Source organism: Mucilaginibacter sp. P19 (assembly GCF_050632265.1).
Lineage (GTDB): Bacteria > Bacteroidota > Bacteroidia > Sphingobacteriales > Sphingobacteriaceae > Mucilaginibacter > Mucilaginibacter gossypii.
Window position 1 is genome coordinate 1,467,709 of the sequence record NZ_CP192586.1, and the last position, 24,447, is coordinate 1,492,155.

A 24,447-nucleotide genomic window follows, 5' to 3' on the forward strand; every position below is an offset into this window, starting at 1 on the left:
CATGAACTCAACTCAAAATACATTGTTCCAGGGCGATCAGATGAGGGATGCTTTAAAACAATCTTTTATCAAACTAAACCCTCGCGTCCTGTTCCGTAACCCGGTGATGTTCACCGTGGAGATAGGTACGGTTGTGATGCTCATTGTGAGCATATTTTCACTGGCCAATAAAGGCCAGGGCAGTTTTGCCTACAACTTTACAGTATTTGTTATATTGTTGTTAACCGTTTTGTTTGCCAATTTTGCCGAAGCTATAGCCGAAGCACGCGGCAAGGCCCAGGCCGAGAGCCTCCGTAAAACCCGTGAGGAAACACCTGCACGCTTACTGGTTAACGGCAAGGAAGAAAGGGTGATGTCATCACAGTTAAAAAAAGGCGACGTATTCATTTGCGAAGCCGGTGATAATATCCCAACCGATGGCGAAATCATTGAAGGTATCGCTACCATTGATGAATCGGCTATTACCGGCGAATCTGCCCCGGTAATCCGTGAAGCCGGTGGTGATAAATCATCTGTTACCGGTGGTACCAAAGTATTATCCGACAGGATCAAAGTATTGGTAACCACCCAGCCGGGCGAAAGCTTTTTGGATAAGATGATTGCGCTGGTAGAAGGCGCATCCCGCCAGAAAACCCCTAACGAAATTGCCTTAACTATTTTGCTGGCCGGTTTTACGCTGATCTTCGTTATCGTGTGCGTTACCCTGAAGCCATTTGGTGATTATTCAAATACGCCCATCACTATAGCCGCTTTTATATCGTTGTTTGTTTGTTTGATCCCTACAACTATCGGTGGCCTTTTATCGGCCATCGGTATTGCCGGGATGGACAGGGCTTTACGCGCCAACGTGATCACCAAAAGCGGTAAAGCTGTTGAAACAGCAGGCGACTTAGACACTTTATTACTGGATAAAACTGGTACCATAACCATTGGTAACCGTAAAGCAACCAGCTTTTACCCAACAGCAGGCGTAAACGAGCAGGATTTTGTAATGGCATGTGTGTTAAGTTCACTGGCCGATGAAACTCCCGAAGGTAAGTCGATTGTAGAACTTGCAGAGCAGGGCCCGCACAAATTAAAAATCTACGCTCCTACCGATTCGGTGTTTATTAAGTTTACTGCCGAAACCCGTTCAAGCGGTTTGGATACACCCGATGGCCTACGCATCCGCAAAGGTGCTTTCGATTCTATCCGCAACATGGCCATTAAAGCCGGTAACCAATTCCCTGCGGATGTGGAAGAGAATGTTAAAAAGATCTCCTCAAACGGTGGTACCCCATTGGTTGTATCACAAAATGAAAAGATCATGGGTGTAATCGAGCTGCAAGATATCATCAAAACCGGTATTGCCGAACGTTTTGAGCGCTTGCGTAAAATGGGGGTTAAAACAGTGATGGTTACCGGCGATAACCCGCTTACTGCCAAATTTATTGCCGAAAAAGCCGGTGTAGATGATTTTATTGCCGAGGCGAAGCCTGAGGATAAAATGAACTACATTAAAAAGGAACAGCGGGGCGGTAAACTGGTAGCCATGATGGGCGATGGAACAAACGATGCCCCCGCACTGGCCCAGGCCGATGTTGGCGTAGCCATGAACAGCGGTACACAAGCCGCCAAAGAAGCGGGCAATATGGTTGACCTGGACAATGATCCAACCAAACTGATCGAGATAGTTGAAATAGGTAAGCAATTATTAATGACCCGCGGTACATTGACAACCTTTAGTATAGCAAATGATGTGGCTAAATATTTTGCCATTGTTCCGGCTTTATTCATGGTATCAATGCCTGCTTTAAAAGCTTTAAATATCATGGACCTGCACAGTCCGCAATCGGCTATACTTTCGGCGGTGATATTTAACGCCATTATTATTCCGCTACTGATTCCGCTGGCTTTACGTGGTGTTGAGTACAAGCCGATTGGTGCAAGCGCGTTGTTACGCCGTAACCTGCTCATTTATGGGTTAGGCGGTATTATTATACCTTTTATAGGCATTAAATTAATTGATTTAGCTGTTTCAATTTTTATATAGATGTGAGATGTTAGATATGAGATTTGAGACTTTTTGAGTTATAAGTCACGCATTTCGTATTTAACAAAATCTCATGTCTCAAATCTCATATCTCAAATCTAAAAAAGAAATGAAAACATATTTGTTGCCATCCATCAAGCTTACCTTAATACTGATAGTATTAACAGCAGGCATCTATCCTTTAGCTATAGCCGGTATGGGTAAATTTACCCCGGGTAAAGGTGATGGTGAAACCATTACATACAAAGGCCGTGTAGTTGGCTACGCCAACATTGGTCAAAAGTTTACTAAAGACGAGTATTTCTGGGGCCGTCCATCAGCAGTTGATTACAATGCTGCCGGCTCAGGCGGTTCAAACAAAGGCCCGTCAAATCCTGATTACCTGAAACAGGTTGAAGGCAGAATAGATGATTTTCTGAAACACAACCCAGGGGTAACACGCTCACAGATTCCTGCCGAACTGGTTACGGCTTCAGGTAGCGGTTTGGATCCTGATCTTTCACCAGCAGGCGCAAAAGTTCAGGTTGCCCGTGTAGCTAAAGTTCGCGGTTTATCAGTTGATGCCGTAAACAAACTGGTTGATGAGCATACTGAACAACCTTTGTTAGGTTTGTTTGGCCCTGCTAAAGTGAATGTATTGAAGTTGAATGTGGCTTTGGATAGGGTGAAGAAGTAAAAACCAGGCTACCGCAGTTTTAGCGGAGCTCAAATCCTCGCCGGGGTTGGCAATAATTAGCAACGGCGAGGATACAAACACAATTTGGGTTACCAATAAGGAACCCGGAAATTTTAATACCTACTTAAATGAAATTTTTCCTGCTATTGATATTTTCGATGTTAACCTGTGCTTTTATAGTTAAGGCTCAGGATACGGTCAAAACCACATCCGATGCACCTTTGGTGGTTTACGGCTCGGTTGATACCTATTTTAAATATGATTTCGCAAACAGGGGATCGCAGATCCCGACGAGTTTTGCAACGGATCACAATTCAATTTCTATCGGGATGATAGATCTGGGTTTAAAGAAAAAGGTTGGCAGGGCCGCTTTTGTAGGCGAGTTATCATTTGGTCCGAGAGGACAAAGCCAGTCGATACCAAACGGATCTGATGGCGAGTCGTATCATATTCAAAACTTGTATGTGGCTTATGATGTAACAGATAAATTTGTACTTACTGCCGGATATATGGCTACTTTTATAGGTTATGAAGTTGTGAGCCCGGTTGGCAATTTTAACTACTCAACCTCTTACCTGTTTACCAATGGCCCGTTTCAAAACGCGGGTTTTAAAGCCGCATATTCGTTTTCGGATAAAGTGAACGTGATGGCCGGTGTGTTTAATGATAATTGGAATTATTACCGGTCGTCAAATCAAGTAAACAGTTTTGGCGCTCAGCTAATATTAAACCCTGTTAAGGGCTGGACCGCCTACTTAAACGTAATTACCGGAGGGATTGTAGGCACCGAGTTTGATTTAACAACTGCGTATCAAATAACAAACGCGTTTAAGCTGGGCCTGAACGCGGCCGACTTTTCGGCAAACAAAGGTGTTACCGGCGGTTTTTCGGGCGTAGCTTTGTATCCGCAACTGGCAGTTTCAAAATACGTTACACTTGGTTTAAGGGGCGAATATTTTAAGCATAAAACAGGTATTTATACCGCAATTGCAGGGCCGGCAAATGGTAAATCGGTTACAGCGGCAACGCTTACGGCTAACGTTAAAGCAGGCCCGTTAACATTAATACCCGAGGTGAGATTGGATCACGGATCGGTAGAGCAGTTTAAAGCACGCAATGGTGATTTGACAAGGTCTGCATCACAGTTTGTGCTGGCAGCTGTTTATGGGTTTTAGCAGCAATTAAATGCTTAGGTATTACAGCAGATCCAGGCATCGTGGCTAAAGCATGTGCAAAGTGAGCGGAAAGCCTGACCGGCATGGAACACCATAAAAACTAAAGGAAAATTCAAAGGCGACTTATGAATGAGGACACTAAAGAGCAATCTGTAGAGCACTTCCTGGAGCTGATCAAAAAATCGCGCCGGGGAAAGTTCAAGGTATATATAGGCATGAGCGCCGGTGTTGGGAAAACCTACCGGATGCTGCAGGAGGCCCAAACCCTGCTGCGCAATGGTATCGACGTGAAAATTGGTTACATCGAAACCCACAACCGTAAAGAAACCCATGCCTTGCTGGAAGGTTTGCCTGTAATACCCCGCCGTAAACTGTTTTACAAAGGGAAGGAGCTGGAGGAGATGGACCTGAAAGCTGTGATAAGCCTGCGCCCCGAGGTGGTTATAGTTGACGAGCTTGCCCACACCAACATTGAGGGCAGCAGCAATGAAAAACGATGGCAGGATGTACTGGAGATCCTGAATGCAGGCATTAACGTGATCAGTGCGGTGAATATACAGCACATGGAGAGCCTTAATGAAGAAGTGCAGCGGATAACCGGAGCTACCATCAATGAACGCGTACCCGATAAAGTTTTGCAGTTGGCCGATGAAGTGGTAAACATCGACCTTACCGCCGACGAACTGATTGAGCGCTTGAAGGAAGGTAAGATCTATGATGAAAAAAGATCCCGACGGCGTTAAGTAACTTTTTCCAGGCAGAGCGGATTTTGCAGCTGCGCGAGTTGGCCCTGCGTGAGGTGGCCCACCAGGTAGAGCGGAAAATTGATATTGAGGTGCCTAAGACAATTAAGCTAAGGCCCGAGCTTTTTTGGCTTGCATCAGTACCAATGATGAGTCGGCTAAGGTTATTATCCGTAAAACGGCAAGGCTATCATCATACTATCGCTCCAAATGGTATTTACTATATGTGCAAACCTCGCGCGAGAGCAGCGATAAGATTAACTTAGCCGCGCAAAGGCACCTTATCAATAATATGAAGCTGGCCACGCAACTGGGAGGGGAAGTGCTGAAGGTAAAAGATGATAATGTGGCCCGTACCATTTGGGAAACGGCCGAAAAATATGATATCACCACGATTTGCATTGGCAAGCCGCGGTTTAAATTTTACCAGCTTATCATGAAAACAGCGGTGTTTACACAGCTACTAAATAAAATGTCGAAAACTGATATTGACCTTGTAATACTTTCATAGCCATGACAATAAAAAATAAACTCCGGGCAGGGATAGGTTTCCTGTTTGTACTGGCAATAATTTGCTGCGGAATGTCGATATATTTCCTAAACCGGTTATCTGCCGATGCAGGAGCCATATTGAAAGATAACTATAAAACAGTAAAGTATATGCAAAATATACTTACCGCTATTGATTCGCGTACCGACAAACTATCGGCCGACCAACAAAAAACGATAAATGACAATTTGGTATTGCAGGAGCACAATATCACTGAGGCAGGTGAGCTGCAACTTACAGATTCCTTGCGGGCTGTTTTTGAGAGTTTAAAGCACGGGAGCGATAATAAAATAGCCGAAAGCGACTTACGTAATCGCTTGCACAAGCAGGTGTATGGAATAATGAAGCTCAACATGGATGCTATCGCACGGAAGAATGATAAAGCTAACACAACTTCAAAAAGAGGGTCGTTGCTGGTGGCATTTTTAGGCGCGTTTTTGTTTTTAGTAGCATTCAGTTTCGCAGTTAATTTCCCGGGATACATTGCCAACCCAATTAAGGAGCTTACTGCCCGCATTAAAGAGGTATCAAACAAAAATTATCACCAGCAAATTCATTTTGAATCGGACGATGAATTTGGCGAACTGGGCCAGGCTTTTAATAACATGACGCGCAAGCTTGATGAATTTGAAAATAGTAACCTGGCCAGCATCCTGTTTGAGAAAAAGCGAATTGAAACTATTATCAACTCCATGCATGATGCCATTATTGGCCTTGATGAAAAAGGTGTTATCATTTTCGCCAACCAAGTGGCCTGCAACCTGATTGGTATGAAAGCCGACCAGCTTAATGGTAAATATGCGCCAGATATTGCTATTGAAAATGATCTGATGCGTAAATTGCTTGTTAATGACCAGGCAAAGCTTCGGATCTTTGCTGATGAGCGCGAAGGTTTTTATTCGCGCGAATCCTTATCGGTAAGCAGCAGGGATAAAGTGATAGGTAAAGTGATTATTCTGAAAAACATTACCGAATATCAGCAACTGGATGAGGCCAAAACCAATTTCATTGCTACCATATCGCACGAGTTGAAAACCCCCATCTCATCTATAAAAATGAGCTTGAAGTTATTGGAAGATGAGCGCATAGGCGAAGTAAATGCCGAACAACGCCAGCTGATAGGTAATATTGACGACGATACTCGTCGCCTGTTGCTCATCACAGGCGAACTGCTTGACATGGCACAGGTTGAAACCGGCAAGCTACAGCTTAACTTCGGCAGTACGCACCCTCAAAATATTGTGGATTATGCCGTAAAAGCCATTAAGTTTATAGCCGACCAAAAGCATGTGGAAATTAAAGTAAAATGTGATGAAAGTTTGCCAAAGGTACATGCCGACCTGGATAAAACTACCTGGGTACTCATCAACCTGCTCTCCAATGCCATAAAATACAGCCACGAAAAATCAACAGTTGAGCTGGTGGTTAAAAAACGTAAGAACGATGAGATAGAGTTTTCGGTAACCGATCATGGTAAGGGGATAGAAGAGCAATATCTGCCCCGTTTATTTGAGCGTTATTTTAAGGTGTCTAATGCTACATCCGAGCAAAGCGGAACGGGTTTAGGCCTTGCCATAGCCAAGGATTTTATTGAGGCACAGGCTGGAAAGATTAGCGTGGACAGCGAAATAGGTTCGGGCAGTACATTTTATTTTACATTAAAACGGGCGATAGCTGCGGCGTAAGCCATCGCCATTTTAACATAATTACCATCCGCCTTTAAACCCTTCGGTTAAGGCGTTTTGGTAATTTTTCATATCAAATGAGTATAGGTACGGCGCCTTATGCGCGCCGCCTTTACGTGGCTCTTCAGATCGGTTCAGGATGCCGAATGCTAAGATCCTGCGTTGAAAGTTACGCCTGTCTAACTTTTTACCTAAAATTGCTTCATACAATTTTTGCAACTCGGGCATGGTGAATTCTCCCGGCATCAGGTTGTAACCTATCGGTTGATAGTTAAGCTGCAGGCGTAAGGCATCTAATGCACTTTTATAAATATTTTCATGGTCGAGTTGCATTTCGGGCATGTCATCCAGGTCGCGCCAGGCACAAAGCTCCGAAAACTGATCGGGGTGGGGTATAACGCCAAAAAAGTCGACCAGCGCATAATAGCCTATAGATATAAACCGGCCTGAAAACCAGTTTTGTTCTTTTGGCAGCATATCGGCATACATATCGTTATGAACTTTTGAACGGTCGGGATCGCCAAATACACGAAACTGCTGTAGAAATATTTTATCTAAACCGGTACGTTCCTGCAAGATCCTTACAGCGGCGTTATCTATCGGTTCTTCCTTAAGTACAAAACCGCCGGGCAGGTACCACTTCTCTTCGTCATTGGTTTTTAATAGCAGCACTTTCATTTGCCCTTCGTGAAATCCAAATACAACACAATCAATAGAAATGTGGTTTACATAGTTTTTGCGGGCATCCTCGCTGTACTGAATAAGTTGCTGTTTGCTTAACATTTGTGCTATTGTACAAATAAAGTTTGATTTTTTAATTATAATATTTACAATTGTGTACTTAATACACTATGCGGAATGCCATAGCATATCGCTTTAAAAATCATCAAAAATATTTAAGGGTACAATGAAATACCCTGATTATTAGTCATATTTGTTAACCAATTATTTACTACCCATATAACTTAAAAAATGAAGAAGTATTTTTCAAGCCGGCTTGTCATAGCCGTGATGCCATTTTGCGTGGCATTGACACCCTTTAACAAGGTGCTGGCACAGGCTAAAACCGAAGATGCGAAAATGAACGCCTATGTAAAAGGCCTGATGAGTAAAATGACCCTTGATGAAAAAATAGGGCAGCTAAACCTGGTAACCATCGGAGCAGCAACAACAGGATCGGTAGTAAATAAAGGGGTTGAAGAAAATATTAAAAATGGATCAATTGGTGGAGTGTTTGGTGTTTGGGGTACAACGCAAACCCGCCAGATCCAGGATATAGCCGTTAAAAACTCAAGGCTGCACATTCCGCTTATTTTTGGTTTGGACGTGATCCACGGTCACCGTACTATTTTCCCTATCCCGTTGGGCATGTCGGCAACGTGGGATATGGGCTTGATCAAACAATCGGCACAAATTGCAGCTAAAGAAGCAACCGGCGAAGGTTTGAACTGGGTGTTTTCGCCAATGGTTGATATTGCCCGCGACCCGCGCTGGGGCCGTATTTCTGAAGGTTCGGGCGAAGACCCGTGGTATGGCTCACAGGTGGCAAAAGCTATGGTGCAGGGTTATCAGGGTACCAATATGAAAGATGCCGATGCCGTGATGGCCTGTGTTAAACACTTTGCACTTTACGGTGGTGCAGAAGCCGGCCGTGAGTATAACACAGTGGATATGAGCCGCATTAAAATGTACCAGGATTATCTGCCGCCATATAAAGCAGCGGTTGATGCCGGTGCGGGCAGCTTTATGAGTTCATTTAATACAGTTGATGGTGTGCCTGCAACGGTTAACCAATGGTTGTTAACCGATTTGTTAAGAAAACAATGGGGTTTTAAAGGTTTCGTGGTATCTGATTATACCGCAGTAAACGAAGTGACAGATCACGGCCTTGGCGATTTGCAAACGGTATCTGCCCTTGCCCTGAAAGCCGGTTTGGATATGGATATGGTAGGAGAGGGGTTCCTGAAAACATTGAAAAACTCGCTTACACAAAAGAAAATAACCCAGCAGGAAATTGATCTGGCCTGCCGGCGTGTATTGGAAGCTAAGTACAAATTAGGTTTGTTTGATAACCCTTACAAATCAATGGATGCCGGTAAAGAAGCTAAAGAAGAGTTATCGACTGCGAACCGCGCTGCTGCACGGGAGATCACTAAACACTCCTTTGTATTGCTAAAGAACGATAATCAGACACTTCCGCTTAAAAAAGGCGGCAGTATTGCCCTGGTAGGTCCGTTGGCTGATAATCACCGCGATATGCTGGGCACCTGGGTTATTGCCGGCGAATGGCAAAAATCGGTAAGCGTAATGGAAGGCATCAAAAATGTGGTAGGTAACAATGTTGCCATTAACTATGCCAAAGGTGCCAATATAACCGAAGACAGTTTGTTTATTAAAAGGCTGAACTTTGGTCCCGGAATGGTTTCTTTAGATGCTAAGCCGGCCGACGAGATTGTTGAAGGAAGCAGTTGATGCCGCCAAAAAATCGGATGTGATTGTGGCTGTGGTTGGCGAATCGCAAAGTATGTCGGGTGAATCGTCAAGCCGCTCGGATATTGATATTCCCGAAAGCCAGAAAAACATGCTGAAGGAACTTTCAAAATTGGGCAAACCAATGGTGATTGTGCTGTTTAACGGTCGTCCGCTTACCTTAACCTGGGAAGATAAACATGCTAACGCGATACTTGACGTTTGGGCGCCCGGCACCGAGGCCGGTAACGCCATCGCCGATGTATTATTTGGCGACTATAACCCGGCCGGTAAATTGACTGCTACATTTCCGCGCAGCGTAGGGCAAATACCTATTTATTATAACCACAAAAACACGGGTAGGCCATACAAAGGCGGTCCTTCAAAATTCAGGTCCAATTACCTTGATATTTCAAACGATCCGCTTTATCCGTTTGGTTACGGCTTAAGCTATACCACCTTTAACTATAGCGCTGTTAGCGTAAGCAAAACCAAATTAAAAGGTAATGAAACTTTAAAGGCTACTGTTACGGTTACCAATACCGGTAAATATGCAGGCGAAGAAGTAGTACAATTGTATATAAGTGACCCTGTGGCAAGCATCAGCCGTTCGGTAAAAGAACTTAAAGGTTATCAAAAAATAAGCCTTCAGCCGGGAGCATCAAAGCAGGTTAGTTTTACTATTACTCCAGAGCAACTGAAGTTTTATAATACGCAGCTTAAGTATGACTGGGAAGCAGGCGAATTTGTAGTTGAAATAGGAACCAACTCGGCCGATACGCATAATGCATCGGTTTGGTGGGCTAAATAGTGCCATTTAAAGTGTAATACATTTTTAGCACTTTGTTAAAAATGGTAAAGGTATTTTTTGACGCACGAAAATATCTGAACGGCACCGGTAAGTAAAATTCACCGGTGCCGTTTTGTTTTGGAAAAAATGTGTAAAATGTTGTATAAAGGCGTGAAATCGATTGTAATAAATGTAATCTGAACATTTATTGTTTGGAAAGTACTGCTTTGGTAAATGTATATTTAACATTTATTATTGCATAATTAATAATAAATGTTGACCTGACAGTATTTTCAAAGTATAATGATATTTTAACACTTTGGTAAATTATGGCAGGGAGGGCCCGCACATTAAACTAAGGGCAAAATATTTAAGATAACAGCTCGGTTGCGTTAATATTTATTGTTTTAACAACTTTTTTGCACCGGTTACAGAATAATAGCAACATTTTTACAATACGATATTTTTAAAAAAGTATGACATGTGTTAGCAATGTATTAATGAAAGATTCTCAATTTGTAATTTTAGTGGATAAATCGACCTATAAATAATTAATTTGTAAATCTACCTATTTTACTTGTGTATACAGTACACACTAATTACATTAGTTCCATAGCCAATATAAATTTCTGTTTTGGCAGAAATCGTTCAAAATCTAATATTATTATAACATTTTAACTTTAATGTTGCTTCATTAGCAGGAGCATAAAAAAGGTGATTACACGGATAAAAAAGTTAAAAAAAATATACGAGAGAAGTTCATATGATAAAACTTTTACATTTTTTACTTTCCAACACTTCATCTCCCATTAATCTGTTTAACAGAGCTTATCTCACAGTCGCTCGGTTAAAACAGGCTACCTGTAAGTGTGCAATTTTCTATTTTAAAACTTAGCAACACCAATTATCGACTTAAAAGCTTAAATCAAATATATTAATCAACTAAATCTCAATCTCATGTTTAAAAGTTTACTCCTAAAAGGAAGATACTTGGGTTTGCTGCTATGCTGCCTGGTATCTTCATTGGTAGTTACAGCCCAAACAAAGTACAAAGGTAAGGTTATCGGCTCGGACGATAAGTTACCTGTTGTTGGCGCTTCCATACGCGTCAAAGGTACAAGCACTGGTACTGTAACTGATGTTAATGGTGAATTCACCTTAAGCCTTAGCCCGGGCAATACGCTGGTAGTATCTTACATCGGCTATCAAAGTACCGAAGTTAAGGTAGGTACTGATGTAAACCTTCGGGTTACACTACAATCAGGTAGCAGTACACTGAATGAGGTGGTGGTAACCGGTTATACCGCTCAGCGTAAAAAAGATATTACCGGTTCGGTATCGGTGGTTAACGTTGCAACCATGAAAACAGTACCTGCATCAAACACAGCCAGCTTACTTCAGGGTACTGCAGCAGGTGTTACTGTAGTTAACTCAGGTAACCCTGGTGCTAATACTACAGTTAACGTACGTGGTGTGGGCTCTATCTTCAGTACAGCGCCCCTTATTGTAATTGACGGTGTTCAGGGCTCATTGAACGATATCAACCCTAACGATATCGAATCAATGCAGGTATTGAAAGACGGTCAGGCATCAATTTACGGTGTGCGTGGTTCAAACGGTGTTGTGGTAGTAACAACCAAAAAAGGAAAAAGTGGTGCTGCAACTATTAGCTATGATGCTTACTATGGTACGCAAAGGCCATTAAAAGATGGTTTTAAACTGGCCGATACCAAAACGTATGTAGAGGCCATTTATCAATCATACAAAAACAGCCCCAACGCTGACGGTTCAAGCCCTCTGGCAGGAGGTAACCCACAATATGATCCTGGAAAAACAGGTACCTGGACAATTCCAGACTATATTACACCAGCCGGAGCTCACGTAGGTGACCCAAAAACCGATCCATCAACTTATCTCTTAAATCCGTTTACTACAGATAACCAGATCACCCGTGCCAACAAACAAGGTACCGACTGGTTTCATGAGGTGTTTAAGCCAGCTCCGATACAGAGCCATAATATTACAGCAAGCGGCGGTAACGATAAATCAACTTACCTGATGTCAATAAGCTATCTTAATCAACAAGGTACTTTAATTGATACCTACTTCAAAAGGTATGCTGCCAGGATTAATACAAATTTTGCTGTTGGACCTCATATCCGTGTAGGTGAAAATGCTTATATTTTTTATAAAAGAAGCCCTAACCTTAGCAACAACCAAAACGAAGGTAACGCTATTTCATACATCTATCGTGAACCACCTATTATCCCGGTTTATGATATTATGGGCAACTTTGCGGGCACTCGTTCTGGCAGTTTAGGTAACTCAAGTAACCCGGTTGCAGTTCAGGAGCGTTCAAAAGATAACAGGAACAATAACTGGGATATAACAGGCAACGTTTATGCCGAAGCTGATTTTCTGAAACATTTCACCATCCGCACCCAATTTGGTGGTACGGTCGATAATTACTACTACTACTACTTTACTAAACCTGCATATGAAAACTCAGAAGGTAATACTTCAACCAACGGTTTTACTGAAGTAGCAGGCTACAACAGCCAGTACACCTGGACTAATACCTTAAACTATAAACAGCAGTTTGGTAAACATAGCGTTAATCTATTAGCTGGTTCTGAGGCTATAACTACTTACAGACGCGGTATCCGTGCAGGTGGAGGTAACTACAATATCTCATTTGACCCTAACTATGTAACCGTAGCCAACGGTGCTAACCCACCGAGCAACGGTGTTGATCAGCTTTTTGATTCAGGTTTGCTTTCGTATTTCGCAAAATTGGACTACCAGTTTAACGATAAGTATATCTTAGGTGCAACAGTTCGTCGTGACGGTTCTTCATATTTTTCTCCAGGTCATCAATGGGGTACTTTCCCTTCAGTAACCGCTGGTTGGAGGATTTCCAAAGAGGCATTTCTGAAAGATGTTAGCTGGCTTAATGACATGAAGATCCGCGCAAGCTATGGTAGTCTTGGCTCACTTGCCGGCGTTGAAACCCGCTTAAGTAATGCTTACAGCTTATACGCCCAGTCAAACGGTAATGCCAATTATGACATCACTGGAACTGGTAACTCAACTGTTACAGGTTTGTACAGGATACAACAAGGTAACTTAGCTACGTCATGGGAAACTGATAAGATCAAGAATATTGGTTTTGACGCTACTTTGTTTAACAATAAATTCGATTTCACATTTGAATATTTCCAGAAATCGGTTACAGGTTTGTTATTCCAATCAGGCGATCCTTCAATAGCACTTGCTCCCGCTGCCGTTGCAAACTTACCTTATGTTAATGGTGGTAACATTAAAAATAAAGGTTTTGAAATTGTTGCCAGCTATCATGGCAATGTCGGCAGCGACTGGAAATATGATCTGAGCCTGAATGCAAGCCATTACTCAAACCTTGTTACCGATTTGAATGGCCTTAAATACCAGGATCGTAACAGCGATGGCTCAACACGTATCCAAAACTTTGTAAGGTTACAGCCAGGGCAGCCTGTGGGCGAATTTTACGGATATAAAGTTATCGGCTTATATCGTGATGCTGCTGATATAGCTGCTTCGCCAACCGATGTTAACGCAAGGCCGGGTTTATTTAAATATGCCGACGTTAACGGTGATGGAAAGATCACCTCTGATGACAAAACATTTATAGGTAACCCTAACCCCAAATTTACAGGTGGCTTTACATTCAACGTTAGTTACAAAAACTTCGATCTGAATGCCTTTCTTTATGGTTCATTTGGTGGCAAGATCTTTAATTACATTAAATACTGGACTTATTTCCCACAAGTATTTACCGGTAACGTAAGTGCTGATATATTAGGCCCTAAAGTTTGGAAACCAGGTGCTGATAACAGCCAGGCAACTATCCCTGTATTAACCCGTACAGCTAACGCTGATAACACGGGTGATCCAAATTCATGGTACCTTGAAAGCGGTACCTATGTTAGGTTGAAATCATTGACATTAGGTTATACCGTTCCAAATTCGCAAATCAAGGCTTTGGGTATTAAGAGATTAAGGTTTTATTTGTTGGCTAACAACTTGTTCACTATTACGAAGTACACTGGTTTAGATCCTGAGTTACAGCCATCAAACCTAAATAACAATACCAGTTTTGGTATCGACTTTGGTAACTACCCTGCCGGGCAGAAGATATATAACATTGGTGTTAACGCCTCTTTCTAATATTGAGAAATTTTTAATATAAAAGTTATGAAAAAATTCAAATAAAACTGATCATACCAATAGCGTCGCTGTTGGTGTGCCTGGTGTATGCGTGCCGTAAGGATATGCTAAACAGGCCCATCCTGCAAAGCTTAAGCCCGAACATCGTTGCTAACAAAACTGGTGTTGAAAGCTTACTAATTGGTACTTATTCACTGTTGGACGGTGTAGGTGGTAATGGCGGCGGTATAAACGCAGCCGGTTCAAACTGGTTATTTGGTAGTGTTACTGCTGGTGATGCCTATAAAGGTTCAGAGCCATCGGATGGTGGTAACGATATCTTGCCGGTAGGTAATTTTACTTATTCTACCTCGAATCCGTACATCAGAGACAAATACCGACTTTGTTTTAACGGTGTTAGCCGGGCTAATGACGTTTTGCGCACACTTCCGTTAGCAAAAGATATCAGTGCCGATGATGTAAAAAGGATTACCGGTGAAGCTCGTTTCTTAAGAGGATATTACTACATGGAACTTAAGAAAATGTACAACATGATCCCTTACATTGACGAAACGCAAACAGATGCCAACCAGCCTAATGATAAGGATATCTGGCCGAATATAGAAGCTGACTTACAGGCAGGTATAGATAATATTCCTGCCCTTCAATCGCAAAAAGGCCGCGCGAACAAATGGATAGCTATGGCATATCTCGCCAAAGCAAAAATGTTTCAACACAAATTTGCCGAAGCTAAAGCGTTATATGATAACCTTATACCTAATGGTACCAAACCAAGCGGCGACCACTTTGCATTGAACGATAACATGCAGAAGAACTTTAGCCCTCAGGCTGGTCAAAAAAACAGTGTAGAATCGGTATTTGCTGCACAATCATCAGTTAATGATAACTCAGGCGGTAACAACGGTAACACCGGCGATGAGTTGAACTTCCCTTACAACAGTGGGCCTGGTGCTTGCTGCGGTTTCTTCAACCCATCGCAATCATTAGGTAACTCATTTAAAACAGATGGTGACGGCTTACCATTGTTTACCACTTTCAATTCGGGTAAAAAAGTAAGCGGTAAAACTGATCCTTACACTGGTACTTTAGATCCTCGTATTGATATCACCATGGGGCGTCCTAACATTCCTTATCTTGACTGGGGCAATCCTCCGGCAAGTTGGATCCGTGACCCTACAGATGGTGTTTTCAATCCACGTAAAAACGTTTATTCATCTGCCGAAAAAGGTACTAATTCAAGTACTGAAAACTACTGGGCAGCCAATGAGGTTACCTCAAACAACATTAACTTAATGCGTTGGAGCGATGTCTTACTGATGGCTGCAGAAGCTGAAGTAGAAGTTGGAAGTACTGATAAGGCTTTAGAATATGTAAATATGGTTCGTAACCGTGCTGCAAATCCTGTTTGGTGGGTATATAAAAATTCAGCATACGATCCGTCAAAATCGGAGTATACTACAAAGACAACCCCTGCTGATAATTATTTGGTTAAACCATATCCTGCCGGTGCATTTGCCAATAAAACTTATGCCCGTACAGCTATCCATTTCGAGCGTAAACTTGAATTGGCGATGGAAGGTCAGCGTTTCTTCGATTTACAACGCTGGGATCAAGGTACAGGCAGCATGGCTGATGAAATCAACGCTTTCTTCGCATACGATATTAACGTTAACTCACAGCTGAACGGTGCTCACTTTACTAAAGGTAAAAACGAATATTACGCTATACCTCAAAGCGAGATCGACCTTTCTGGTTCAAAAGGGGCCTCAAAACTTAAACAAAACCCTGGTTATTAATTAACCATTGATTTTAAATATTTAACTTTAGGTGGAGATAATTATCTCCACCTTTTTTTATAGTTTACTAACCAATAATGAAGTATACCCTTGCCCTTATATACCTGGTTGCCGTTTTACTTAGTGCCTGTAAAAAAGCTACACTTTTTGAACAGGTTCCTTCTTCGCACTCGGGTATTACCTTCAATAATAAAATTGTTGAAAATGATGCCATAAACCCGCTTACCAAACTTAATCTGTACAATGGCGGCGGTGTGGGCATAGGCGATTTTAATAATGATGGCTTGCAGGATATCTACTTTGTTGCCAATACCACATCAAACAAACTTTACCTTAACAAAGGTGATATGAAGTTTGATGATGTTACTTCAACTGCGGGGGTTGGCGGCAGCGGCGGATGGGGCCGGGGAGTGGCTGTTGTTGATATTAACAACGATGGCCTTATGGATCTTTATATATGTTATACTTTACTTGATGATGCGGTTAAGCGAACTAACCTGCTTTATGTAAACCAGGGAGTGGGTAAAGATGGTATACCGCACTTTAAAGAAATGGCCAAGGAGTATGGTCTTAATGTAAGGCTCCACTCAACTATGGCATCGTTTTTTGATTATGATAACGATGGTGACCTGGATATGTACCTTACCGTTAATGAGGCTGTTGCCGGCGATAATCAAAGTACTTTCAGGCCGATAATAACTAATGGAAGTCACCGGAGTACCGGGCAGCTTTACCGCTGCGATTGGGATCCGGCGCTAAAACACCCGGTTTATACCAACGTATCCAAACAGGCAGGCATTGGGACCGAAGGCTATGGACATGCTGCCACCATTGTAGATATTAACCGAGATGGCTGGAAAGACATTTACGTAACCAACGATTTTTTAACCGATAACATTTTATACATCAATAACGGCGACGGCACTTTTACAGATAAAGTGAAGGAGTATTTTAAGCACACCGCCTTCAGCTCCATGGGGCAGGATATTGAGGATGTAAACAACGATGGTCTTGCCGATGTTTTCGAGGTCGACATGAACCCCGAGGATAACTACCGTAAAAAGATGTTCATGCCGCCCAACAATTACCAGATATTTCAAAATTTCGACAGGTATCAATATCAATATCAATACACCCGTAATACTTTACAATTAAACAACGGCCCGCGAATTGGCGGTAATGATTCTATTGGCGACCCCTCATTTAGCGATGTGGCTTTTTTAAGTGGTGTTGGACAAACAGACTGGAGCTGGGGACCCATGATAACCGATTTTGATAATGACGGGTATCGCGATATTGTAATAACCAATGGCTATCCGCGCGATGTAACCGATCATGATTTTATAACTTTCAGGCAAATGGCCTATTCGGTAGCGTCAACCCAACAGGTGCTTGACCAAATCCCGATTGTGAAAATACCCAACTATGCTTTCCGCAATACCAATGGTGTGCAGTTTGAAGATGTAACCCAAAGCTGGGGGCTTGGTGCTCCTTCGTTTTCAAACGGATGTGCCTATGCCGATCTGGATAACGACGGCACCATGGATATGGTTATTAACAATATTAATGATGAGGCATTCATCTACAAAAATACTTCCCGTAAAAGCGCTATAAACAGTAGTAACTACTTCCACATACAATTTCATGGCGGCCCCAAAAACCTGAACGGTCTTGGTGCTTTTGCCGATATTTATTACGATCACGGCAAACATCAATATTATGAAAATACACCTTACCGTGGTTATTTATCAACTATACAGGATATTGCCCACTTTGGCCTGGGTAACATATCTCTGCTCGATTCGGTAGTTATCCGCTGGGATAACGATAAAAAACAGGTGCTTACCCATGTTAAAACTAATCAAACACTCCAGGTTAAAATTAGCGATGCGAAGCTTGATTATACCAATAAACAGCCCTCTGTTGATAATACCGCATTGTTCAAAGAGGTCACTCAATCGGCAGGAATAACCTATAAACATAATGATCAGGATTATATCGATTTTAATGTTCAGAAACTGCTTCCGCATAAACTGTCGGAATATACGCCGGCCATAGCGGTTGGCGATGTAGATGGCAATGGTTTGGACGATATGGTGGTTGGGGGTACTACAATGTATCCCGCTCAATTACTATTGCAGCAGGCCAATGGCAAATTTATTCAGCGCGATTTAGTGCCTCAGCCTAAAACTATAGTCCCGGTTGGAAATCCCAACGATATGGCACATATGATATCCCCTGTAAGAGTGAAGGACGAAGGCATGCTGCTTTTTGATGCCGACGGCGATGGCGACCTTGATCTGTACGTTGCCAGCGGCGGTTATGAAAGCGAGCCCGGTTCATCAAATTACCAGGACAGGCTTTATGTTAACGATGGTAAAGGCAACTTCAAACTGCAACCCGATGCCCTGCCTAAAAACTTTACCAGCAAACTGTGTGTAAAAGCAGCTGATGTAAACCGCGATGGCAAAATGGACTTGTTTATATCCGGCCGTGTGGATCCCTGGAACTATCCTAAGCCGGTTTCAAGTTTTATTTTGCGTAACGATAGCAAGAACGGCGTTATCAAATTTACCGACGTATCCTCATCATCGGCAAAAGAGCTGAATAATATAGGCCTGGTTTGCGACGCCACCTTTACCGATTTTAATAATGACGGATGGCCCGACCTGATTCTTACCGGCGAATGGATGCCGATCACATTCCTTAAAAACGATCGTGGCATATACAAAAATGTAACGCAAAGCACCGGAGTTGAAAATAAGCTTGGTTGGTGGAATACAATTGCCTCCGGCGATTTTGACCACGACGGCGATACAGATTACATTGTAGGCAATACCGGTCTCAATACTTTTTATAAAGCAACCGATCAATACCCGATTTATATTACTGCCAAAGATTTTGATAAGAATGGCAGCTACGATGCTTTCCCTTCTGTTTTTCTGAAAGATCAGCAGGGCCAATTGCAGGAATTTCCGGCTTTCGGGCGCGACGATATTGTGAAGCAAATGATCAGCATGCGTATCAGATTCCAGAATTATAGGTCATTTGCAACAGCGACAATGGATTCGGTGATAACCCCAAAAATGCGTGAGGGGGCATTGCGTTTAAAAGTGAATTACCTGCAATCGGTATACTTACGCAATGACGGGGGAGGGAAGTTTACGGCTATTCCGCTGCCGGTTGAAGCGCAAATGTCTGAACTATGCGGCATTACTATTGATGATTTTGATGGAGATGGCAACCTTGATGTTGCACTTAACGGCAATGACTACGGCACTGAGGTTGCAACCGGCCGTTACGATGCTTTTAATGGTTTATTACTAAAGGGAGATGGCAAGGGAGGCTTTAAACCGCTCAGCATTATGCAAAGCGGTATTTATATTCCGGGCGATGGCAAGGCTTTGGTGAAGCTTAAAGGAGCCCGTGGTAACTACCTGTTGGCAGCTACTCAAAATCGTGACAGTATGAAATTGTTTGAGCTGAAACGGCCAGTTAAAACCTATAATCTGGAGCCGCTTGATGCATTTGCAACCATAAAATACAAAAATGGTAAAACTGCTAAACAGGAGTTTTATAATGGTAATTCTTTCTTGTCGCAATCGGGCAGATTCATTAATATTGATGATAACATGGCATCGATAACTGTAACCGATAGTTATGGCCATCAACGTAATGTACCAATTAAATAAACTATTATAAATGAGATGCTTTAAAATATTTATAGCCGTTGCGGGTTGTGCCCTTGTTTTAGGTTGCGGTAGTAAGCCTAAAAAAACACCGATGATGAAAGATGCTGATGTTATACATAACAACATTGATCAGCTTACGCAGGTTATTATTTATGATGTGTTCAGCCCTCCCGTAGCAAGCCGTATTTATGGATATACCTCGCTGGCTGCTTATGAGGCAATACGTTATTCTAATCCCGGATACAATTCAATTACAGCTCAGCTGTGGGGCTTTGGTAAACCTCCCGAACCAAAGGCAGGGGTAAAGTATAATTATACGCTTGCGGCTACATCAGCGTTTTTTGCAGTAGCTCATAAGGTTACCTTCTCTATCGATTCGCTCAAAAAATATGAGGCCAAGGTTTACGCCATGTATAAAGACAACATGGATGATTCAACCTATGCCCGCTCAATGGCATTTGGCGAAAAAATTGGCAAGTACATATTAAAAAGAGCAGCAGTTGATAATTATCCGCAAACCCGTGGCAAGCCAAGGTTTTTAGGGAACGATAATCCGGGTAACTGGCATCCCACTCCTCCCGATTACCTGGATGGTGTTGAGTTTTGCTGGGGTACTATGCATACTTTCGCAGTTGACACCTCAACCATGTTTCCTTTGCCGCCGCCACCTGCTTTTAGTGAGGATAAAAACAGCGAGTATTTTAGACAAACAATGGAGGTGTATAACCAAAGCAAAAACATTACGCCAGAGCAAAAAACTATTGCAAAGTTTTGGGACGATAATCCTTTTGTTATTGAGCATAATGGCCACATGATGTTTGCCAACAAAAAAATCACCCCTGGTGGTCACTGGATCGGCATAACCGCAATTGCCTGCAAGCAAACCCATGCCGATGTTGTAAAAACTGCGCAGGCTTATGCGCTTACCTCAATAGCTTTGTTTGATGCTTTTATTTGCGGCTGGCAGGTTAAATATGAAACTAATTATATAAGACCGGTAACCATTATCAATGATAAAATTGACCACGACTGGCTGCCAATGCTGCAAACACCACCATTTCCTGAGTATCCGAGCGGCCACAGCGATATCAGCGGTGCATCTGCAGTGGTGCTTACTCATTTATTTGGAGATAATTTTGCCTATCAGGATACCAGCGACCTGCGTTATATAGGTATGCAGCGCCATTTCGATTCATTTTTGAAAGCTGCCGACGAGAACTTCAATAAGCAGGTTTTACGGCGGTATCCACTTCCTCAACAGCGTTAATCAGGGCGCTGTACAAGGAAAACAGGTAGGCGAATACATTTGGAAAAAATTAAAACTTAAAAATTAAGGGCTGAGCTATTTTATGAATTTTAAAAAAGCTTATTAACCATATCATACCTTTTTTCATTTTCTGCAATATTAGCTGGTTTAACGCTCATTAATAGCTGCAAGCGTAAACCGGCATATCAACCTTATAAGTTTACCGGCGATGTGATAGTTGATGGTAAAAAACTGGTACAATTAAAGTGTACCCGCTGCCACTCGTTAGTGCCTGTTGATGCATTACCGAAAGATGTGTGGCTTAACCATACACTGGTGAATATGGCGCCGTTACTGCACATTTCAACATATGGAGGTTCATCGTACTATAAAAATGATCCGCTTGATACTACCGGCGCTACTATTGCCGAATGGACAGCCATTTTGGAATATTATAAAAAAGCTGCACCCGATACATTGATGCCGGCTAAAAAACCAATCCCATTAATAAATGATTGGGCTGGTTTTACACTTAGAAAGCCTGCACGGGTAGGTTATACCGCTTTTACTACTATGCTTGCTGCCAATGTAACTACAGGGCGTATGTACAGTGCCGACGCCGTGGATGAAAAATTGTATGCCTGGGACAGTAATTTAAAAATGGACTCCCTCGCCAAATTTCCATCAGCCGCGGTTGGGGTTAGTTTTGACAAAGATAGTGCCGGGAATAATATAGGCTTTTTCGCCTGTATTGGGCGTATGGCACCAGTTGATTTTCCGAATGGCAAAGTAGTTAAAGTAAACCTTGATGCGCAGCACGTTAACAACGAACAAACTTATATTGCATCTGATTTGCCCCGGCCTGTTGGCACAATAACAGGCGATTTTAACAAGGACGGTTTGCAGGATGTTGTAGTTTGCGGTCAGGGCAAGTTTAAAGGAGGTGTTTACCTGCTTAAGCAAAATAAGGATCATACGTATGAGCAACAAACCATTTATGACAAGCCGGGCGCTGCACAAGCTTTAGCCGGCGATTTTAACAACGATGGCTGGACAGATGTAATGCTGTTAACCGGAAGCGGCGATGAAGGCCTTTGGTTGTTGTTGAATGATCAAAAAGGAGGATTTACAACCCGGAACCTGCTGCATTTTCCGCCGGTTTATGGTTCAAGCAGTTTTCAATTGGTTGATATGGATCATGACGGCAAACTTGATCTGGTACTAACCTGCGGCTACAACTACCGTGATTCGAGGATCCTGAAACCTTACCACGGCTTATACATTTTTACCAACACGGGCGACTGGAACTTTAAACAACGCTGGTTTTACCCTATAAATGGTTGTACTAAAGCCATTGCCACCGATTTTGACGGTGATGGAGATATCGATATTGCTACGATAGCTTTCTTTGCCGATATGAAAAATACGCCTGCCGAAGAGTTTGTTTACTTTGAACAGGCTAAACCTTTAGATTTTAAACCTCATGCTTTGCCGATTAGTAACCTTGGCCATTGGATGTGTATGGAAATGACCGACCTGAACAAGGACGGCAAACCCGACATTGTATTAGGTAATTATGCAGATGGTTTTATGTTCCAGGATGGTTTTAAACCTAATTGGGACCAGCACCTGCCATTGATAATGCTTGAAAATCACACCAAAAAGTAAAGCGATACCGAACTGTATGAGTAAAGCAGGAGGGGTGAGCATAATAAAACGAAACGTATTGTTGCTGATTATAATATTCGCAGCTGTTGTTATTGCCGCATTGAATAGTTGCGGCGATAATGAACCGAGCGACGAAGAGCTTTTGGCCGACGCTAAAAAAACGGCGTTCAAACATTGCGGCAGCTGTCATGAACCGCCCGATGCTTCTGTACTGGATAGTGCCACCTGGGACAAGCACATATTACCAGCCATGGGAGCAAAACTTGGCATGCGCCCTTTTATGGACCAGTATATAGCCGGTCCAGGGGCCGAGCTCTCTCTTGCCGATTGGACAAAGATTGTTGTTTACTATAGGTACGCCTCGCCCAAAAAACTAAAAATTCCTAAACCGGATGCCCTGCTCGATTCGGCTATATTTTCGGTGAAAAGGCCTGCTAATGTTGATACTACATCTGGGGAGGCCATGACCACCATGATTAAGTTTAATGACGTTGATAAGCACTTTTATACAGGAGATGCCGGCAATAAGCTTTACCGCTGGAGTAGTGATCTTACAGCTACCCTGGTCAAAAAATTCCATTCGCCAATAACCGATGCTACCTTTTATCAGTCGGCAACCGAACCTAACAGCGCCGTAGTTACCTGCATCGGGATCCTTCCGCCTAATGATCAACTCAAAGGAACCTTAACACATATTAATCTCGACAAAAAATCAAAAGATACCACCCTAATGGCCGATAGTCTGCCACGCCCGGTTAAAAGTGCGGCGGCCGACTTTAACAAAGATGGCCTGATGGATTATATTAGTTGCGGTTTTGGCCGCGACCGGGGTGGTTTGTTCCTATTACAGCAACAAACTAATCATACATTCAAAAGAAAGATCATCCGTGCAGTTCCTGGTCCTGAAATAGTTTGTACCGGCGATTTTAACGGCGATGGCTGGCCTGATATTGCCTGCCTGTTTGCCCAGGCCGATGAAGGGATCTGGCTGTTTCTGAACGATAAAAAGGGAGGATTTACTACCCAAAATATCATACGTTTTCCATCGGTTTACGGGTCGAGCAGTTTCCAGTTGATGGATGTTAACCACGATGGTAAACTTGATATAGTTTACACCTGCGGAGATAACAATGATTACTCGCCTATATTTAAGCCCTATCATGGAGTTTATATATTTACCAATCAAGGCAACTGGAAATTTATACAAACCTACTTTTACCATATCAACGGCTGCTCCAAAGCAATAGCCGCCGATTTTGATAAGGACGGAGATCTTGATCTTGCTGTAATAGCTTTCTTTCCTGATTATAAATATCATCCTACCGAAGGTTTTACCTATCACGAGCAGGTTAGCCCGGGCAAGTTTGAAGTACACGAGGTTCCCGTTAATTTATTAGGTCGTTGGATTTCGATGGAAGCCGGTGATATTGATGGCGATGGCGATACTGATCTGGTTTTGGGCAATTTTTCGGTAGGGGCCCAGGGCCTCATGAACCAAAAGGATTATAAACCTAATTGGGACATGTACGAGCCGATTATTGTACTGCAGAATAAAACGATTAAAAAGTAGGGTTTCATTAACCGTTTTAATAAGGACAGAGGTTGTCTTGATAAGAAACTGGTAAATTGATTACTAAAGCCCCAAAACGTATCATTTGTACAACAAATTGATAAATAAGTACCGCTGTATCTGGTTGTATGTTAAGTAGTTTTACCATA

The 24,447-nt window shown here is 42.5% G+C and carries 13 protein-coding genes and 1 pseudogene; 13 read left to right on the forward strand and 1 reads right to left on the reverse strand.

Features of this window, described 5'->3' with window-relative positions:
• The first annotated feature begins 1 nt into the window (after position 1).
• The 5 genes and pseudogenes from kdpB (at position 2) to ACQ86K_RS06895 (ending at position 6,861) form a co-directional block, all read left to right on the forward strand.
• Positions 2-2,032, forward strand: a complete 2,031-nt coding sequence (gene kdpB / locus ACQ86K_RS06875) for a potassium-transporting ATPase subunit KdpB (RefSeq protein ID WP_091163049.1) — start codon at positions 2-4, stop codon at positions 2,030-2,032.
• 109 nt (positions 2,033-2,141) lie between these two features.
• The gene (locus ACQ86K_RS06880; RefSeq protein ID WP_091163499.1) at positions 2,142-2,708 is read left to right on the forward strand and encodes a K(+)-transporting ATPase subunit C; all 567 of its coding nucleotides are present in this window, start codon (positions 2,142-2,144) and stop codon (positions 2,706-2,708) included.
• 128 nt (positions 2,709-2,836) lie between these two features.
• Entirely contained in the window at positions 2,837-3,883 is a 1,047-nt protein-coding gene (locus ACQ86K_RS06885) for a porin (protein WP_091163050.1), read from the forward strand.
• A gap of 125 nt (positions 3,884-4,008) precedes the next feature.
• Positions 4,009-5,137 (forward strand): annotated as a pseudogene (locus tag ACQ86K_RS06890) (sensor protein KdpD).
• 2 nt (positions 5,138-5,139) lie between these two features.
• On the forward strand, positions 5,140-6,861 hold the full coding sequence (locus tag ACQ86K_RS06895; protein ID WP_431200057.1) for an ATP-binding protein: 1,722 nt from the start codon (positions 5,140-5,142) through the stop codon (positions 6,859-6,861).
• Positions 6,862-6,882: 21 nt separating this feature from the next.
• Here ACQ86K_RS06895 and ACQ86K_RS06900 read toward each other — a convergent pair whose 3' ends face one another.
• Positions 6,883-7,644 (reverse strand): NUDIX hydrolase, encoded by a 762-nt coding sequence (locus tag ACQ86K_RS06900; protein ID WP_091163053.1) that lies wholly within the window; start codon positions 7,642-7,644, stop codon positions 6,883-6,885.
• A gap of 189 nt (positions 7,645-7,833) precedes the next feature.
• Between ACQ86K_RS06900 and ACQ86K_RS06905 the strand changes: the two genes are divergently transcribed.
• From ACQ86K_RS06905 to ACQ86K_RS06940, 8 genes are all read left to right on the forward strand, one after another.
• Positions 7,834-9,333: a glycoside hydrolase family 3 N-terminal domain-containing protein gene (locus ACQ86K_RS06905; RefSeq protein WP_431200058.1), complete on the forward strand. Its 1,500-nt coding sequence runs from the start codon at positions 7,834-7,836 to the stop codon at positions 9,331-9,333.
• The gene (locus ACQ86K_RS06910; protein ID WP_431200059.1) at positions 9,317-10,141 is read left to right on the forward strand and encodes a glycoside hydrolase family 3 C-terminal domain-containing protein; all 825 of its coding nucleotides are present in this window, start codon (positions 9,317-9,319) and stop codon (positions 10,139-10,141) included. Before ACQ86K_RS06905 ends, ACQ86K_RS06910 begins: the two co-directional genes overlap by 17 nt.
• 936 nt (positions 10,142-11,077) lie before the next feature.
• Positions 11,078-14,326: a SusC/RagA family TonB-linked outer membrane protein gene (locus ACQ86K_RS06915; RefSeq protein ID WP_091163055.1), complete on the forward strand. Its 3,249-nt coding sequence runs from the start codon at positions 11,078-11,080 to the stop codon at positions 14,324-14,326.
• Between the two features lie 104 nt (positions 14,327-14,430).
• A complete protein-coding gene (locus tag ACQ86K_RS06920; RefSeq protein WP_431200060.1) occupies positions 14,431-16,122 on the forward strand; it encodes a RagB/SusD family nutrient uptake outer membrane protein in 1,692 nt (563 codons plus the stop codon).
• A gap of 77 nt (positions 16,123-16,199) precedes the next feature.
• Positions 16,200-19,814: a VCBS repeat-containing protein gene (locus tag ACQ86K_RS06925; RefSeq protein WP_091163057.1), complete on the forward strand. Its 3,615-nt coding sequence runs from the start codon at positions 16,200-16,202 to the stop codon at positions 19,812-19,814.
• A 10-nt stretch (positions 19,815-19,824) separates the two neighbouring features.
• Positions 19,825-21,081, forward strand: coding sequence for a vanadium-dependent haloperoxidase (locus tag ACQ86K_RS06930; RefSeq protein ID WP_431200061.1), 1,257 nt, complete (start codon positions 19,825-19,827; stop codon positions 21,079-21,081).
• Between the two features lie 210 nt (positions 21,082-21,291).
• Entirely contained in the window at positions 21,292-22,728 is a 1,437-nt protein-coding gene (locus ACQ86K_RS06935) for an FG-GAP repeat domain-containing protein (RefSeq protein ID WP_431200062.1), read from the forward strand.
• Between the two features lie 16 nt (positions 22,729-22,744).
• Entirely contained in the window at positions 22,745-24,298 is a 1,554-nt protein-coding gene (locus ACQ86K_RS06940; protein ID WP_091163505.1) for an FG-GAP repeat domain-containing protein, read from the forward strand.
• Positions 24,299-24,447 lie beyond the last annotated feature (149 nt).